The 15997-nt window shown below is 69.0% G+C and carries 16 protein-coding genes; 7 read left to right on the top strand and 9 right to left on the bottom strand.

Annotated features, from left to right (window positions below; all coding sequences use genetic code 11):
- Positions 1 to 212: 212 nt before the first annotated feature.
- Positions 213 to 869: a response regulator gene (locus tag D5S19_RS30610; RefSeq protein WP_120026822.1), complete on the bottom strand. Its 657-nt coding sequence runs from the start codon at positions 867 to 869 to the stop codon at positions 213 to 215.
- Entirely contained in the window at positions 869 to 2452 is a 1584-nt protein-coding gene (locus D5S19_RS30605) for a sensor histidine kinase (protein ID WP_120026821.1), read from the bottom strand. Before D5S19_RS30605 ends, D5S19_RS30610 begins: the two co-directional genes overlap by 1 nt.
- Before the next feature lie 191 nt (positions 2453 to 2643).
- Here D5S19_RS30605 and D5S19_RS30600 point away from each other — a divergent pair, with 191 nt between their 5' ends.
- From D5S19_RS30600 to D5S19_RS30580, 6 genes are all read left to right on the top strand, one after another.
- Positions 2644 to 3450, top strand: coding sequence for an ABC transporter ATP-binding protein (locus D5S19_RS30600; protein WP_120026820.1), 807 nt, complete (start codon positions 2644 to 2646; stop codon positions 3448 to 3450).
- Positions 3440 to 4327 (top strand): ABC transporter permease, encoded by an 888-nt coding sequence (locus D5S19_RS30595; protein WP_120026819.1) that lies wholly within the window; start codon positions 3440 to 3442, stop codon positions 4325 to 4327. The genes D5S19_RS30600 and D5S19_RS30595 overlap by 11 nt, the downstream gene beginning before the upstream one ends.
- On the top strand, positions 4327 to 5382 hold the full coding sequence (locus D5S19_RS30590) for an ABC transporter substrate-binding protein (protein ID WP_199730793.1): 1056 nt from the start codon (positions 4327 to 4329) through the stop codon (positions 5380 to 5382). Before D5S19_RS30595 ends, D5S19_RS30590 begins: the two co-directional genes overlap by 1 nt.
- 139 nt (positions 5383 to 5521) lie before the next feature.
- On the top strand, positions 5522 to 6019 hold the full coding sequence (locus tag D5S19_RS30585; RefSeq protein WP_233574267.1) for a G1 family glutamic endopeptidase: 498 nt from the start codon (positions 5522 to 5524) through the stop codon (positions 6017 to 6019).
- Positions 5908 to 6237, top strand: coding sequence for a hypothetical protein (locus D5S19_RS33440; RefSeq protein WP_233574266.1), 330 nt, complete (start codon positions 5908 to 5910; stop codon positions 6235 to 6237). Before D5S19_RS30585 ends, D5S19_RS33440 begins: the two co-directional genes overlap by 112 nt.
- Before the next feature lie 145 nt (positions 6238 to 6382).
- The gene (locus D5S19_RS30580; RefSeq protein WP_120026818.1) at positions 6383 to 7483 is read left to right on the top strand and encodes a hypothetical protein; all 1101 of its coding nucleotides are present in this window, start codon (positions 6383 to 6385) and stop codon (positions 7481 to 7483) included.
- Between the two features lie 380 nt (positions 7484 to 7863).
- On the opposite strand, the gene D5S19_RS30575 is transcribed toward D5S19_RS30580, so the two are convergent.
- The 5 genes from D5S19_RS30575 to D5S19_RS30555 form a co-directional block, all read right to left on the bottom strand.
- Positions 7864 to 8364 (bottom strand): transposase, encoded by a 501-nt coding sequence (locus D5S19_RS30575; RefSeq protein ID WP_199730792.1) that lies wholly within the window; start codon positions 8362 to 8364, stop codon positions 7864 to 7866.
- A 177-nt stretch (positions 8365 to 8541) separates the two neighbouring features.
- The gene (locus D5S19_RS30570) at positions 8542 to 9984 is read right to left on the bottom strand and encodes a sensor histidine kinase (protein ID WP_233574265.1); all 1443 of its coding nucleotides are present in this window, start codon (positions 9982 to 9984) and stop codon (positions 8542 to 8544) included.
- Positions 9981 to 10670: a response regulator transcription factor gene (locus D5S19_RS30565; RefSeq protein WP_120026817.1), complete on the bottom strand. Its 690-nt coding sequence runs from the start codon at positions 10668 to 10670 to the stop codon at positions 9981 to 9983. The genes D5S19_RS30570 and D5S19_RS30565 overlap by 4 nt, the downstream gene beginning before the upstream one ends.
- Positions 10671 to 10986: 316 nt before the next feature.
- Complete coding sequence (locus tag D5S19_RS30560; RefSeq protein WP_120026816.1) at positions 10987 to 11391, bottom strand: SsgA family sporulation/cell division regulator; 405 nt, start codon at positions 11389 to 11391, stop codon at positions 10987 to 10989.
- Positions 11392 to 11555: 164 nt separating this feature from the next.
- Positions 11556 to 12026 (bottom strand): Lrp/AsnC family transcriptional regulator, encoded by a 471-nt coding sequence (locus D5S19_RS30555; protein ID WP_120026815.1) that lies wholly within the window; start codon positions 12024 to 12026, stop codon positions 11556 to 11558.
- A gap of 200 nt (positions 12027 to 12226) precedes the next feature.
- Between D5S19_RS30555 and D5S19_RS30550 the strand changes: the two genes are divergently transcribed.
- Positions 12227 to 13225 carry a beta-ketoacyl-ACP synthase III gene (locus tag D5S19_RS30550; protein ID WP_233574264.1) on the top strand — a complete coding sequence of 333 codons (999 nt, stop codon included), beginning with the start codon at positions 12227 to 12229 and terminating at the stop codon, positions 13223 to 13225.
- Positions 13226 to 13330: 105 nt separating this feature from the next.
- On the opposite strand, the gene D5S19_RS30545 is transcribed toward D5S19_RS30550, so the two are convergent.
- Positions 13331 to 14809 (bottom strand): adenylate/guanylate cyclase domain-containing protein, encoded by a 1479-nt coding sequence (locus tag D5S19_RS30545; protein ID WP_120026813.1) that lies wholly within the window; start codon positions 14807 to 14809, stop codon positions 13331 to 13333.
- A 149-nt stretch (positions 14810 to 14958) separates the two neighbouring features.
- Positions 14959 to 15771, bottom strand: coding sequence for a class I SAM-dependent methyltransferase (locus D5S19_RS30540; RefSeq protein ID WP_120026812.1), 813 nt, complete (start codon positions 15769 to 15771; stop codon positions 14959 to 14961).
- Positions 15772 to 15997: the final 226 nt, after the last annotated feature.

Below are 15997 nucleotides of genomic sequence, written 5' to 3'. Positions count from 1 at the left end.
GGGTGTCGGCAAAGTTGGTCGGGGACCCGGCAGTGGGCGATGCGGAGGTGTGTGCGACCGCCTCGTGGCGTGCGCCGGACCGGTTTCGGGTCTGTGAAGGGACCCTTCACAGACTCAGAGTCCGTGAAGGGTCCCTTCACGGACCTCTACACCGACTTTGCCGGGGCCCTGGACTCTCAGGCTGTGAAGGGTCCCTTCACAGCGGCGACGGCTCAGCCGACCCAGACGTATTCGTGTTCCGGTCGTCCGGTGGCGCCGTAGCGCAGGCGCATGTCCACCGCGCCGGACTCGGCCAGTGCGGTGAGGTAACGCTGCGCGGTGGCGCGGGCCATGCCCAGTTCGCGGGCGACTTCGGCGGCCGAGAGCGGGGCCGGTGAGCTGCGCAGCCGTTCGGACACCAGCCGTGCGGTGGCGCTCGACTGGCCCTTCGGCGAGGCCGCCCGGTCCTGGTCGTGCAGGGCGCGGAAGGCGCGGTCCACGTCGTCCTGGTTGAGGGGACGTTCGGTGCGCACCAGGCCCCGGTAACGCGCGTAGGAGGTCAGCCGTTCGGAGAGCTGCCGGGTGGTGAACGGCTTGATCAGGTAGTTCAGCGCGCCGGCGCGGATCGCGGCGGTCACCGAAGCGGCGTCCGTCGCGGCGGAGAGCACGATGGTGTCGGTCTGCAGTTCGGGTAGCACGGACAGGCCGGGCTCGTCGGGCAGGTACACGTCGAGCAGCACCAGGTCCGGGGCCAGTCCGCGGACGCGGGCGCGGGCCTCGGCGGCGGTGTGCGCGATGCCGGCCACGGTGAAGCCCGGCACCTCCGAGACGAAACCGGCGTGCACCCCGGCCACCCGGAAGTCGTCGTCGACGATGAGGGTGCGGATCATCAGGGGACCTCCAAGGTGCTCAGCAGACCGGGGAGCTTCGCCACGAACAGGGCGCCCGCTGCGCCGCCGCCGGGGTCGGCGAGCCACACCTCGCCGCCGTGGGCGCGGGCGGCTTGGCGGGCCAGCGCCAGCCCGAGCCCGTGGCCGGGGGTCAGTTTGGTGGACACGCCCTCGTCGAAAAGCTTTTCCCGCAACGGTTCCGGCACGCCGGGTCCACTGTCCACAACGGACACATGCAGGGTGTCGCCGTCGGCGAGCAGGCCGATCTCGACCGAGGCCGGGCGGCGTGGCCCCAGCCGGGCCGCGTGCAGGGCGTTGTCCACCAGGTTGCCGATGACGGTGCCCGCGGCGACCGGGTCGGTCACCGCGGCGGGCACCCACGAGTCGTCGGCCAGCCGTAGTTCCATGCCTTTTTCCTGGGCTTGCTCGCTTTTCGCGACCAGCAGCGCCCGCAGATACGGGTCGGCGATCCGGTCGCCGGGCGGCTCGGCGCGGGCGCCGGTGGTCTCGGTGAGCGTCTGCAGGTACTCCTCGGCCTCAGTGTGGTGGCCGAGCTGCAACAACCCGGAGAGCGTGTGCAGCCGGTTCGCGAACTCGTGCCGCTGTGCCCGCAATCCGTCGGACAGCGAGCGGATGCCGTCGAGTTCACGGGTGAGCGTGTCGAGGTCGGTGCGGTCCCGGAGGGTCAGCACCGTACCGAGCGGACGTTCCTCACGCCGCACCGCGCGGGAGTTGATCACGAGTACCCGATTTCCGGCCACCGCAAGGAGATTGTCCACCGGTACGCCTTCCGCGACGGCCATCTGCAGCCGTGGCGAAAGGTCCAGCTCGGCCAGCGGCGTACCGACCGGGAGGGCAGTACCGAGCAGCCGCTCCGCCTCGTCGTTGCGCACGGTGACCCGTTGTTGCGCGTCGAGCGCCAGCACGCCTTCGCCGATGCCGTGCAGCACGGCTTCGCGTTCGTAGAGCAGCTCGGTCAGCTCCTGCGGTTCGAGGCCGTGGGTGACGCGCCGGAGCCGGCGGTTCAGCAACGCCGACGCACCGGCGCCGAGCAACAGTGCCCCACCGGCGAACAGCGAAGTCAGCTCGATCAGCCGGTTGACGTCGCCGGTCAGCTCGGTGACGTTGAAGCCCACGCTGACCTCGCCGACCACCCGATCGCCCTGCGCGATCGGGGTCTTGCTGCGCACGGACAGCCCGAGCGTGCCCTCCTGTACGGCGCTCACCACGTCCTGGCCGGAGAGCGCCTCCTTGGCCGAGGTGCTCACGCGATCGCCGATGCTGCCCGGGTCGGGGTGCGCCAGCCGGATCCCCTGGTCGTCGGTGATCACCACGAACAGCACCTCGTTCGCCTTGGTCACGGCCTGCGCCCGCGTCTGGAGCGGCCCGCCCTGCTGCCGCGCCGCGGCGCCGGCGATCACCACCGGATCCGCCGCCACCGACTTCGCGATCGCCAGCGCGCGTTCGCCGTACTGCTCGGTCAGCGTGGTGCGCAGCAGCCAGGCCACCAGCGCGACGCCGAGGCCCACCACGAGCACCACCACGCCGATCTGCAGCAGCAGGACCTGACGGGTGAACCGCATCCGCGGAAAGAGCGCCCACTTCGGCATGCCAGGGAACATACTCCCAGCTCAACGCGGTGCGCTAAACGCGCGAAACGTGGACAACGCGCAGAGCGCACGCAGAACGTCGACAAGCTTCTCGCCCGCCCGCGGCGCTCTTAACCTTCCCGGCGACCGTGTGAGCGTCCCCCCGTGACGAAGGAGTCACCGCCATGGCCCCACCCCTGATCGAACTGATCAGAGCCACCAAAAGGTTCCCGGACGGCTCGGGTTCCGTGCACACCGCGGTCCGCGAGCTGAGCATGACCGTCGAGCCGGGGCAGTTCGTCGCCGTGGTCGGGCCGACCGGCTGTGGCAAGTCGACCACGCTGTCGCTGGTGTCCGGCCTGCAGCCGGCCTCGGCCGGGCGGGTGCGGGTGCACGGCGCGGACGTGAAGTCGATTCCGGACGGCGTCGGCTACATGTTCCAGACCGACGCGGTCATGCCGTGGCGTTCGGTGCTGGACAATGTGGCCTCCGGGCCGCGGTTCCGCGGGGTGCCGAAGGCGCAGGCCAGGGCCAAGGCAGTGGACTGGATTTCCCGGGTCGGCCTCGCCGGCTTCGAGAAGTACTACCCGCACCAGCTTTCCGGCGGTATGCGCAAGCGTGTGGCGCTGGCGCAAACGCTCGTGACGGAGCCCAAGATCCTGCTGATGGACGAGCCGTTCTCCGCGCTAGACGTGCAGACCCGCGCGCTCATGCAGGACGAGCTGTTGCGGCTGTGGTCGGGGTCCGGCGCCGCGGTCATTTTCGTGACGCACGATCTGGACGAAGCCATCGTGCTGGCGGACAAGGTCGTGGTGCTGACCACCGGCCCGGCCACCGTGAAGGACGTCTTCGAGATCCCGCTGCAGCGCCCGCGCAAGGTGGAGGAACTGCGGCTCACGGAGGAATTCCGGGTGCTGTACTCGAATATCTGGGAATCGCTGCGCGGCGAGGTCGACAAGGCCCGGCAGAAGGGGGCGGGCAATGTCGCTTGAGACCTCGGCCGCGTCGGCGGAGCAGCTGCCGGTGCTGGAGACCGAACAGGACGTGCTGGCCAGGGCGAAGCGCTCGGCCGCGCGGCACCGGCGGAACGTCTGGCTGCTGCGGCTGGCGATCGTGGTGGTGTGGCTGGGCAGCTGGGAGCTGGCCGGCCGGTTCTGGATCGACCCGTTCTTCTACTCGATGCCCTCGAAGATCTGGCAGCGGCTGGCCGAATGGTTCACCACCGGAACCGATTTCGGGTCCGTCTGGTACCAGATCCTGGTGACCGTCGAGGAGGCGTTCCTCGGGTTCGTGCTCGGCGCGATCGCGGGCGTGCTGTGCGGGGTGGTGCTCGGCCGCAGCCGGTACCTCGCCGAAGTGCTGGCGCCGTTCATCAAGGCGGCCAACGCAATGCCCCGCATCGTGCTCGCCGCGCTGTTCGTGATCTGGTTCGGCCTCGGACTGTCCTCAAAGGTCGCCACGGTGTTCGTGCTGGTGTTCTTCGCGGTGTTCTTCAACGCCTTCACCGGTGCTCGCGAGGTGGATCGCAACCTGATCGACAACGCCCGCATCCTCGGCGCCACGCGTGGACAGGTGTTGCGGTCGATCGTGTTGCCCAGCGCCACTTCGTGGATCCTCTCCTCGCTGCACGTGGCCTTCGGTTTCGCGCTGATCGGTGCCGTGGTCGGGGAGTACACCGGGGCCAAGGCCGGCATGGGCTTCCTGATCGCCAACGCGCAGGGCACCTTCGACACCGCCGGAGTGTACGGCGGGATGCTGATCGTCATGGTGGTCGCGTTGTTCGCGGAATGGGTCATCGGCACGGCCGAACGCCGGTTGTTGCGCTGGCGCCCGCAAATGAGCGCCGACGACGGGAATCGAGCCATCTGATGCGTCTCAAAAGGACACTCGCGATCGCGGCCGCGGCGCTGGTCAGCCTCGGCGGGGTCACCGCCTGCCGCGACTCGCGGTTGATCGACCTCGGCGACGGCGGCCGTCCGCACATCAAGATCATGGTGGGCGGACTGTCCAAAGTGATCTACCTGCCCGGACAGCTCGCGCACCAGCTCGGCGAGTACCGGAAGCAGGGGATCGACGTCGAACTCTACGACCAGCCCTCCGGTGCGAACGCGGAGACCTCGCTGCTGGCCGGGGAGGTGCAGGCGGTGGTCGGGTTCTATGACCACACCATCGACCTGCAGGCGAAGGAACAGTGCCTGACCAGCGTGGTGCAGTTCGCCAACGTGCCCGGCGAGGCGGAGGTGGTGGCCACCGGCAAGGCCGGGCAGATCCGTTCCGGCGCGGACTTCCGGGGCAAGAACCTCGGGGTCACTTCGCTCGGCTCGTCGACCGACTTCCTCACCAAGGCGCTCGCCGCGCGGGGTGGGGTCGGCGGAAAGGACTACACGCCGGTGAAGGTCGGCGCCGGGCAGACGTTCATCTCGAACCTGCAGCAGGGGGCGATCGACGGCGGGATGACCACCGATCCGACGATCGCGCAGCTGACCAACACCGGCCAGGCCAAGATCCTCTACGACATGCGCGCGGTCGAGGGCACCCGGGCCGCGCTCGGCGGGCTCTACCCGGCCAGCTCGCTGTACATGAGTTGCGAGATCGTGAAGCGCTACCCGGACGTGGTGCAGAAGCTGGCGAACGCCTACGTCGACACGCTGAACTGGCTCGCGACGCACACCGCGGAGCAGGTCGCGGACGTCATGCCGCCCTCGTTCGCGGGCGGGGACAAGGCGTTGTACGTGAAGTCGCTCAAGGACAGCCTGCCGATGTTCACCAAGGACGGGCGGATGGATCCGGCCGGCGCGCGGAACGTGCTCGAAGTGCTCGGTTCCTCGTCGAGCAACGTGAAGCCGAAAAAGGACAAGATCGACCTTTCCCAGACATACACCACCCAATTCGTGGACGCTGCGCACGCACGCTCAGCGCAGTAGTCCATTCCGCGGACATAAGGTTTGGTGAACTTCTGCCCGAATGGGGAAGACCATTCGAAAGTAGCTACCTTCCCGCTCTCGCGAATCCAAGACTGATCAACGTCGGCTCCTCGGGTCCCCATGATCGGATTGGATTTGCATGTACTCACCACCTCCCTGGACTGCCCGGCTGCTTGCGGTCACCGTGGCCGCGGCGGCGAGCCTCGCCGCCGTCGCGGGTACCGCGGCGGCGGCCACCCCCGGCTCCGGGGTCTCCCACGGGCATAATCACGAGGGCGGAAACTGGGGTGGTTACGTCAGTTCCGGCGATTTCACCACGGCGACCGCGTCCTGGATCGAGCCCGCCGTCACCTGTAACTCCAGCAAGGAGATCGTCTCGCCGTGGGTCGGTATCGACGGCGAAGGATCGTCCACAGTGGAGCAGACGGGGGTGGATACGGACTGTGCCGGCGGCGAACCGGTCAAACGGGTCTGGTATGAGATGTACCCGGGCGATTCGGTGTATTACTCCGCCGACGAGACCCGGTGGACGTCGGTGACCGGATCACCGCGACCGTCACCCGCTCCGGCGATGACTACAAACTGGACATCAGCGACACGACGAAGGGCTGGACGAAGACCACGACCCAGACGCTGAACGCCCAGCACATTTCGGCCGAGGCGGTCATCGAGTCCCCGAGCGGCTCGTACCCGTCGATCTCCGGTGACATCGAGTTCAGCGGGGTGCAGTTCGACGGCCGGAACCTCGCCGATGCCGACCCGCAACGCTTGGACGCGGACGACAACGGCCGCGGTACGTTCAGTCCCAGCGACATCGGCTCGGACGGCCAGAGCTTCTCGATGAGCCGCCACTGAGTCTCCGGCGGCGCCCGGAAGTCACCCGTACGGGGCGGCTTCCGGGCGCTGTCACCAAGCCGTGCGGAACTGTCGTTTTCCGGTCTCGGTAGTCGCGTTTTCCGCTTCTAGCTTGGTTTCCAGTAGATCTTGGGAGGCCAGGCACATGACCGCACTGCTCGAAGAACGACGGGCGCCCGCGACGATCGCCACCCGTGGTGTGCAGCGGATGACCACGGCGTTGTTCGTGGTGGCGTTGCTGCTCGCGGCGTACACCGGGTTCCGGCTGCCGGGGGACTGGGCGGTCACGCTGGAGTCGGTGTCGCTGACCGACGGTTTCCACCGCCGGTTCCTCGTCGGCACCGTGCTGCGGCCGTTCGCCTTGGTGTTCGGGTACGACTACTGGGTCTACGCCATCGCCGGGTTCCTCGTGCTCGGGCTCCTGCTCGCCGTGCTGACGGTCGCGTTCCTCCGGGCCCGCACGATCAGCAAGCAGTTCCTCGTCATCGGGTGGCTGCTGCTGCCGACCGGCGGCTTCCTGTTCCACGAGGTCGGCTACTTCGACCAGGTGCTGTATCTACTGCTCTTCGGCGCGCTCTTCGCGCTGAACCGGGGCCGGCTCGTGCTCGCCGGCGGGCTGATGGTGGCATCGGTGCTGACGCACGAGATCGCTTTGCTCACCGTGATTCCGGTGTTCGGCTTCGCGCTGCTGCGGAAGCTTCCGTTCCGCAAGGCCTGCGCGGTGCTGCTGCCTTCCGCGGGAACCGGCCTGGTCCTGCTGGCGCTGCCCGCGGCCGCGCCCGGGGCGGTCCAGCGGTTCCAGCAGGTGCTGGCGGACGCGCACTTCCCGTTCCGGGACGACGCGATCGGCCTGTTCAACCGCAGCCAGGCAGAGAGCTGGGGCGTCTACTCGATCACCGACGTTCTGCTCTACCTGCTGCCGATCGTGGTCGTGGTGGTCGCCGGATTCCTGCTCCTGCACCGGCCTTCGCTGTCGGTGCTGCTGCCGCTCGCCGCGATCCTCACCCCGGTGCTGCTCGCCTTCGGCGGCTGGGACGAGGCGCGCTGGGGGTTCCTGCTGATCACCGGATTCGTCACGGTGCTGTGGATCCAGCTCGGCGACCGGGAACTCGGCCTGCCGCGATTCGGTGCGCTGGCGGCGATCCTGCTGATCCTCGCGCAGCTGCCGATGCCGTACTTCGACGGCTTCCAGCCCCGCGAGGTCACGCTGGTCGGTACTCCGCACGCGGTCGGCGCGTTCCGGTGAGGTGAACCGTCACGGGTAGGGGGCTGCTTCCTTGGATGAGGGATACCCGTTCGAAGACCACCCCAAAGCACTGAAACATAGCGATCTGGCACCTGATCATTTACGGGTATCCCGGTCGAGTCAGGGCTGATCCACCACAGCTATCCGGGAAGTCGAGGCGGATTCCGTGGTGTCCATGGGATCAGTCGGTGATGGAATGGTCCGACTGGTGCAACAGCGCCCGCTACCCTCCCGGCTCGACTACCTCAACCCGGTCGAACACGAACACGCCTAACTTACGCTCAACACCAGCCACGCCGACCGGCGATGGTCTGAGAAGGCATTTTGAAACTGGAGTCACTGGTCTGGGGTGCGGGCGAGTCGGCGAGACATGGTCATGATCATGGCGATGGTGACGATGGCCTCGTGGTGTTCGGGCAGGGTTTCGTAGTCACGCACGCAGCGGCGGTGTTTAGTGATCCACCCAAAGGTGGCTCGACAGCGCAACGTCGCGGCAGGACAACGAATCCCGCGATCGTGTGGGTATGTTTGACTACCTCCACGATCAGCGACAGGACCCTGGTTGTCCATGGCAGCGGCCGTCCGGCATAGCCGCCGTCGGCCCAGACGCGGCGGATCGTGGAGAAGCGGGCGCGCAACGCCGCGAGGAGCCGATGAGCGCCGTCGCGGTCCTGGATGTGTGCGGTGGTGACCACGACAACCAGCAGCAATCCCATCGTGTCCACGGCGATATGACGTTTGCGGCCTTTGGTCTTTTTGCCGGCGTCGTAGCCGGCGCTGGCGGTGGGCACGGTGTCCGCGCCACGCACGGTCTGCGAGTCGATGATCGCCGCGGTCGGTAACGGAGCACGCCCGGCGCGGAGGCGAACCAGATCACGCACGGACTGGCGTAGACAACCACCCACCTACCAGGAGCTCACCTCATCTGCGGATACACCCTGCGGGAAGACCCACATCCGTGACCTAACGATACCCATCACCCGGGTTTCAAAATGCCCTCTGACACCGAAGCCGGTCCCTTGCCCGTGACGGTTCAGAGGACCGGCCGGCCCGCGCGATCACGCTGATGCGTCCTCCGTGCGCCGGGGGAGCGTCAAGGTGAAGACCGCGCCGCCGTCGTTGTGCGCGGTGAGCGTGCCGCCGTGGATCAGGGCGTTCTCCCTGGCGATGGACAGGCCGAGCCCACTGCCCTCGGTCTGCCGGGAGTGGTCGCCGCGGACGAAGCGGTCGAACAGGATCGGGAGCAGGTCCTCGGCGATGCCGGGACCGGCGTCGGAGACCCGCACCACGACCTCCTCGGCGCGGCCTTCAAGGGCGACCTCGATCGGTGCGGCGCCGTACCGGGCGGCGTTGACCAGCAGGTTGCACACGATGGTGTGGACACGCCGGGGATCGGCGAGCACCGTCGCATCACCGGTGGCGGTGCAGCGCACTGCCGAGCCCGGGGCGCTGACCTCGATCGCGTCCTCGACCAGTGCGGGCAACTCGATCGGCTCCGGGCGGAAGTCCGTGGAACCGGCGTCGAACCGGGAGATCTCCATCAGGTCCTCGACCAGTTTCGCCAGCCGCCGGGACTGCGTGGCGAGCAGCTCGCTCGCCCGGCCGCGCAGCTCCGGGTCGGTGCTCGCCAGATTGTCCACAGTGGCCACTATCGAGGCGAGCGGGGTCCGCAGATCGTGCGCGACGTCGGCGACGAACCGTTGCTGCTGCTGGTCTTTGGCCCGTAGCTCGGTGATCGACTCACTCACCCGCTGTGCCATGGTGTTGAAGGAACCGGCGAGGTCGGCGAGTTCGTCACGGCCCCGCACCGGGACCCGGACGTCGAAGGCACCGTCCCCCAGTTGCCTTGCCGCGGAGGCGACACGGCGCACCGGCCGCTGGATGTAGCGGGCGGCCAGCAGCGCGGCGGCGACCCCGAGCACGCCCACCCCGAGTGCGATGTAGACCAGCTGCCGCGGCTGGTTGGCCAGCCCGACCTCGACCGGGGACAGGTCGAAAAACTGCACCATCCAGTAGTTGCCGTAGTTCCCGGCGACCACCAGCAGCTTGCGCCCGGTCTCGGGGTCGAGGGTGGTCGCGGTCCGGAAGTCCGCCGGGTCGGCGGTGTGCACCAGCACCTGGTCGGCCACCGTGGCCACCACCCCGGAGCGGTCGCCGACCCGGGTAGGCGACGGCTGCGGATGGCGGTAGGAGTTGGTCGAGGCGTAGTTGAGCATCCGGGACGATCCGTTCGGACCCCGGGTGAACAGCGCCCATTCCTCGGTCTTGGCGCTCACGGCGTCGGCGAAGGCTCGCTGTTGCTCGTCGGGGCTCTTGAGCAGGGGCCAGACCTGGCCGAACACCGAGCCGAAGGTGGATTCCGCGGCGAAGGTGAACCCGCCGATCACCTCGTTCTTCTGCAACGCCCCGGCGGCGAAGGCCATGGACGCGGTCGCCGTGGTGGTGACCAGCACGACGGCCGCGGTCACCCGGGTGCGCAGCCCGAAGGCAGGCCACTTCACTGATCCGCCAACCGGTAGCCGAGGCCGCGCACGGTCCGCAGTACGACCGGGTTCGCCGGATCATCCTCGATTTTCGCGCGCAGCCGCGCCACCGCCGCGTCCACCAGCCGCGAATCGCCGACGTAGCCGTAGTCCCACACCCGCTTCAACAGGGTCTGCCTGCTCAGCACCTGGTTCGGATGCTGGGCGAACTCGACCAGCAGCCGGATCTCGGTGGCGGTGAGGGCGAGATCGGCGCCGTCGCGGGTCACGCTCATCGCGCCCAGGTCGAGTTCGAGCCTGCCGATCCGCAACACTTCGGCGGACGGCCCGGCGGTGCTGACCGCGCGCCGGCCGACCGCCTTGATCCGTGCGTCGAGTACCCGCGGTTCGACGGGTTTGACGACGTAGTCGTCGGCACCGCATTCGAGGCCCGCCACGATGTCGATCGGATCGCCACGGGAGGTCAGCAGGATCACCGGGACTCTGCTGCCGGCCCGGATCCGGCGGCAGACCTCGAACCCGTCGATCCCCGGCAGCATCACGTCGAGCAGCACGAAGTCGAACTCGGCCCGTTCGGTGAACAGCGCTTCCAGCGCCGCCTCCCCGGCCGGGGCGACGAGGACCTGGTGCCCGAGCGCGGCCAACGCCAGCGAGAGCGCCTCGGCCAGCGCACGGTCGTCCTCGACGAGCAATAGACGTGACATGGAGCCTCCGGAGATCGAGTGCAGGCCCGATCCTAGGAGTGCCTGGGGGTGCGACCGGGGAGTCCGTGCGGAATCGTCGTGGTTCCGTGCGGATTCGTCACTCGGCAGGGGGCAGCCTTGCCGCCCGCGGTGAACGACAGGTACGGGTAATCGAGGCGGCCCGGCCACCGAAGATCCAGAGTGGACAGTCTGTTGGCTCGGTGCGGAAGCCGTTGACCGCACTGCCGGGAGGGCGGTGACGACGAAAGAGCGGTTCGAGTGCCTCCAGCGCACTCGAACCGCTCTTTTCCTTTCCATGCCGCGGGATCGGCAGGTCTCACACGTTGCTGATCTCCTCGATCAGCCCGTTCACGTCGAAGTGCTCGCTCTCCGCGCCGAGCGGCACCAGTTCGTAGGAGGACTCCAGGAACGACCGGACGTCCTCCCGCTCCAGCTCGAACGCGGCGTAGCCGTCGGGCGACTCGATCTCCAGGGTGAGCAGTTCCTCGTCCGCGGACAGATCCGGGCGGATCCGCACGTCGCCGAGGCCGGCCGGTTCGGTGAGCCCGGTGGCGAGCAGGTCGCGGGCGAACGTCCACTCGATCCACCGGCCGCGTTCGGTCCGGAACGCGACGGTGACCGCGAACGGTTCCCCGGCGTGGAAGGACAGCCGGGAGAGCACCGGGGTGGTGCTTTCGTTCAGCAACACGAACTGGGTCTGGTGAATGGCGTCGGTGTGCACGGCTGCTCCTGGGGTCCTCCGGTCGTTCGCACCTCGCGAACCGGTCGGCAGGGAGAGGTCCGAACCCGGAGGCCGTGACGGGGGTTCTCCGACGTTCACGCGATCGGCTGCATCTGTCCTCTGTGGCGTAACGCCGGACGCAGCGTTCTTGCCCGGACCGGGGCTCAGCCGAGCGGCAGGGTCAGCCCGACCTTGACCCGGTCCATCGCGACGCTGGTGGTGAAGTGCCGGACGTCCGGGTTGTCCACGAACATCCGCCGGCTCAGCGCCTCGAAGGCGGTCATGTCCGAGCAGGTGACCACGAGCGCGAAATCCGCCGTGCCGGTCACGTAGTAGCACTGCTGCACGCAGTCCTCGGCGAGCACCTGGCTGCGGAACACCTCCAGCACGCCGAGGCTCTCCCGCTCCAGCTCGACCATCACGACGAAGGTCATGTTCAGCCCGAGCGCGGCCGGGGACAGCACCGCGACCTCCTTCTCGATCACGCCCGCCTCGCGTAGCCGCTTGATCCGCCGCTGCACCGCCGCCGCGGACAGGCCGACCTTGGCGCCGATCACCTCCGCTATCGTGCGGGCGTCGGCCTGCAGGCAGGAGAGGATGGCGAGGTCGAGCTGATCGAGGTCGGGAGTGCGCACGCCCCAGGCTAACCGGATCGACCGATCGGACGCCCGGTGTTTGATCCGCCGCCTCGGAGCTGCGCTTACTACCTCCTATCGAGCTAATGTGGAAGAGGTCTCTCAGTGACCTGTATCACAACTGACTGGTCTACCGGGTGGTAGCCCATACAAGAGAGACAGCCGGGGGAACCGCCGCCGCCGGACTGGGAGGTTCCGTCGTGAGTGTCGCTGGAGTGTCGCCGGCGCGTGCCGCCGTGCTCGCCGGATGGGGCGGTGCGCTGCCCGAGCAGGTGGTCACCAACCACGAGATCGCCGCCCGGCTGGACACCACCGACGAGTGGATCCGCACCCGCACCGGGATCCGGGAGCGGCGCAAGGCCGGGCCCGGTGAGTCCACAGTGGAGCTGGCGGTCCGGGCGGCCCGCGACGCACTCCGCGGCGGCAGGGCGGACGCGGTGGTGCTGGCCACCTCCACTCCTGATCAGGTATGCCCGGCCAGCGCGCCTCAGGTGGCGGCGCGGCTCGGGCTGGGCACGGTGCCCGCGTTCGACGTGAACGCGGTGTGCAGCGGGTTCCTCTACGCGCTGGCCACCGCGGCCGGGTTCATCTCCAGCGGGATCGCGCAGCGGGTGCTGGTGATCGGCGCGGACGTGTTCACCTCGCTCATCGACCCGGAGGACCGCACCACGGTGCCGATCTTCGGCGACGGCGCCGGTGCGCTGCTGCTGCGGGCGGGAGACCCGAGCGAGAGCGGGGCGCTGGGTCCGATCGATCTGCACAGTGAGGGCGAGCAGGCGGAGCTGCTCTGGGTCAAGGCGGGCGGTTCGCGTTGCCCGGTGCCCGCCGAGCCCCGGGAGCGGTACCTGGTCATGCAGGGCACCTCGGTGTTCCGGCAGGCCTGCGCCCGGATGGCGGAGTCCTCGCGCGCGGTGCTGGAGCAGGCGGGCTGGATGGTCGGCGACGTCGACCGGTTCGTCGGGCACCAGGCCAACATCCGCATCCTCCAGGCCACCGCGAAGCAGCTCGGCCTCCCCGCGGACGCGGTGGTCGCGAACATCGACCGGGTCGGCAACACCAGCGCCGCGTCGATCCCGCTGGCGCTGGCCGACGCGGTCGCCGAAGGCACGGTGGTGCCCGGCCACAAGGTGCTGCTCTCCGCCTTCGGCGCCGGTCTCACCTGGGGTGCGACCTTGCTGACCTGGCCTTCGCTGGACTGATTCCGCGGCTGCCGGAGCGGCGCAGCGCTGACGCCGCTCCCGTTCGCTGGGCGGACCTGCCGACCGCTGACGTGGCGGCGGAGTTGGGCTGACGCGGTCGCGGGCTCAGTCGGTCCAGGCGCGGGTCGACTGGTGCCTGCCGCGCAGATGCAGCTCGCCGTGCAGGCGCCAGTGCTCGCGCTCTCCGCCCAATGCGGCCTTCACCGTCACCTCGGCGGCCAGAATGCGTGACGGCACCGACTTCGCGTCCTCGGTGAGCCGGGCGGCCTCGTTGACCGCGTCGCCGATCACGGTGTACTCCAGTCGGCTCGACGTGCCCAGCTGACCGGCGAACACCGACCCGGTGGCAACGCCGATACCCAGGTCCAGTTCTCCCTCGGAGATCACCGCGTCGCGGATCGCCCGAGCGGCGGCCAAGGCCATCGTCGGACCGTCGGACAGCCGGGTCGGCGCGCCGAAGACGCACAGCGCCGCGTCGCCCTGGAACTTGTTCACCAGCCCGCCGCGGGCGTCCACCGCGGAGACCACGCTGGCGAAGAACCGGTTCAGCTTGTCCACCAGTTCCTGCGGCGGGGTGCGGAACGCCAGCGCGGTGGAGTCGACGACGTCCACGAACAACGCGGTGACCTCGCGGACATCCCCGGACAGCGAGGCGCCGTATTCGAGCGCGTGCCGGGCGACGTCGGTGCCCACGTGCTTGCCGAACAGGTCGCGCATGCGGTCCTGTTCACGCAGTCCGGCGGCGAGGTCGTTCACCGAGGTCTGCAGCATCCCGATCTCGCTGGAGTCGTCCACGTCCACGCGCACGTCCGTGATTCCGCGCGCGATCCGGTCCAGCGCCACCCGCAGCCGGTGCAGCGGAGAGGCGACCGCCCGCGCCAGCAGCGCGACGCCGATCGCGCCAGTGACCAGCCCGGTGACCGACAGGACGACCAGGCTCGGCGTGGGGTCCGTCTGGCCGCGGTCCGGCGGTGTGGCCACCAGCAGCACGCCGATCAACGGCACCCCGCAGGCCAGCGCCCAGGTGACGATCAGGCGCGTGAGCACGGTGACCGGCAGCGATCCCCGCAGCGGGAGCACGTCCAGCGCCATGGTCATCACCGGACGGGCCACCCATTCCGCGGCGAGGTAGGTCAGGCCGACCGTGGTCAGGCCGCCGAGCCCGATGGTGAGCGCGATCCCGGCCGCGTCCCGCAGCGAGCCGAGTACCCCGGCGAGGACGCCGAGGGCGAGCGCGCCGAGCAGCCACAGCGTGCCGCTGACCACAGCCATGTCCACCGGCAATCGCAACGCGCGGCGCGCTTCGTCCTTGCCCGGCGGCTGCCCGCGGGTGAACCAGACCACGGTGCGGCGCTGGAGGTACGCCGTCCACAGGGTGCCGATGAGGAGGCTCACCGCGACGACCCCGCCCGCGGTGGCGCCGAGAATCCAGCCGTTGCTGCCGACGTCCGAGGGCAGGCCTTGCAGGAGAAGCAGCAACGCCACCACGCCCGCACCGGCCACACTCGACCCGACGCCGAGCGCGGCGAAGCCCAGACTGGTGCGCAGAACCAGCCGGAACCGCCCCGCCGTCTTCCCGCGCACGCGCCGATCGTATGGGTTTTCTCGGCCCGGAGCGAGAAACCCCCACTGCCGGGCCGTCGCCCCGACGAGTTCAAGGCTGTGAAGGGACCCTTCACGGACTCAGCGTCCGTGAAGGGTCCCTTCACAGCTTCTGGCTCGGGACAGCGCGGTCAGAACTCCCACTCGCCGATCCGGCCCATCCGCCGCAGCGCGGGGATGAGCGTGCTCGCCCGCAGCGCGAGCCGGGAGCCGACCGGCAGCCGCGCGGCCACCTCCGGGCTCGCCCAGTCGGTGGCGTCCAAACAGGACAGCAGCCGTAGGCCGTAGCGCTCCAGTTCGTGCGGATCGTCGATGCCCCAGTGCAGTTTCGCGTTCGCGCGGCGGACCACCGGGTTGAGGAACTGGATCTTGATCCCGAGCGTGCTGAAGAAGTCCCAGATCAGCCGTCCGGACGGGAACCGCCCGACCAGCCGGCGCACCAGCTCCGTCCCGGTCGCCGAGGTGAGGTACATCGTCAGCCCCTCGGCGACGATCAGGGTCGGCCGATCCGCCGGAACCCGCTCCAGCCAAGCGAAATCGATGACCGAGGAGCCGATCGTGGCGTAGCCCGGCCGAGCCGGGTAGATCCGCTCGCGCAACGCGATCACGTCGGGGTAGTCGACGTCGAACCAGGCGACGGTGAGCGGCGGGTCGAGCCGGAAGACCCGCGTGTCCATCCCGCAGCCGAGGTGCAGCACGACCGCGTCCGGATGCCGGTCCAGCCAGGCCTTCGCGAGTTCGTCCATCGCCCGCGCCCGGATCACCACGGACATCGCGGTGTCCTGGTTGACCCCGAGCCGGGAGAAGTCGTAGTCGATCCGCCCCACTGCCTCGTCGGCCGCGGTGTCGCCGAGCACCGGATCCGCCCGCCGCGCGTCGAGGGCACGCCCGTACAGCGTGCCGAGCATGGTCTCCTTCTCCTTGGTGAACCGCACTTTCTCCACCGGATCGCCCCCTGGCCATTCTTTTCAGAAATTTGTGAACAGAGTAGCCCGATCGGCCCGTGTTCGGCAGCGGATCGTCCGAGCCCGATGACAGCGGAGGGCTGTGAAGGGACCCTTCACGGACTCTGAGTCCGTCAGGGGCACCCTCACGGACCCGAAACCGGTCGGGCAGCCACGGCTCTCTCTGCTGATCACGGGTCCGCGACCAACTTTGCCGACACCCTGG

The organism is Amycolatopsis panacis, assembly GCF_003600245.1.
Lineage (GTDB): Bacteria > Actinomycetota > Actinomycetes > Mycobacteriales > Pseudonocardiaceae > Amycolatopsis > Amycolatopsis sulphurea.
The sequence above is the reverse complement of the archived record's forward strand: the minus strand, read 5'-3'. Positions and strand labels throughout refer to the sequence as shown.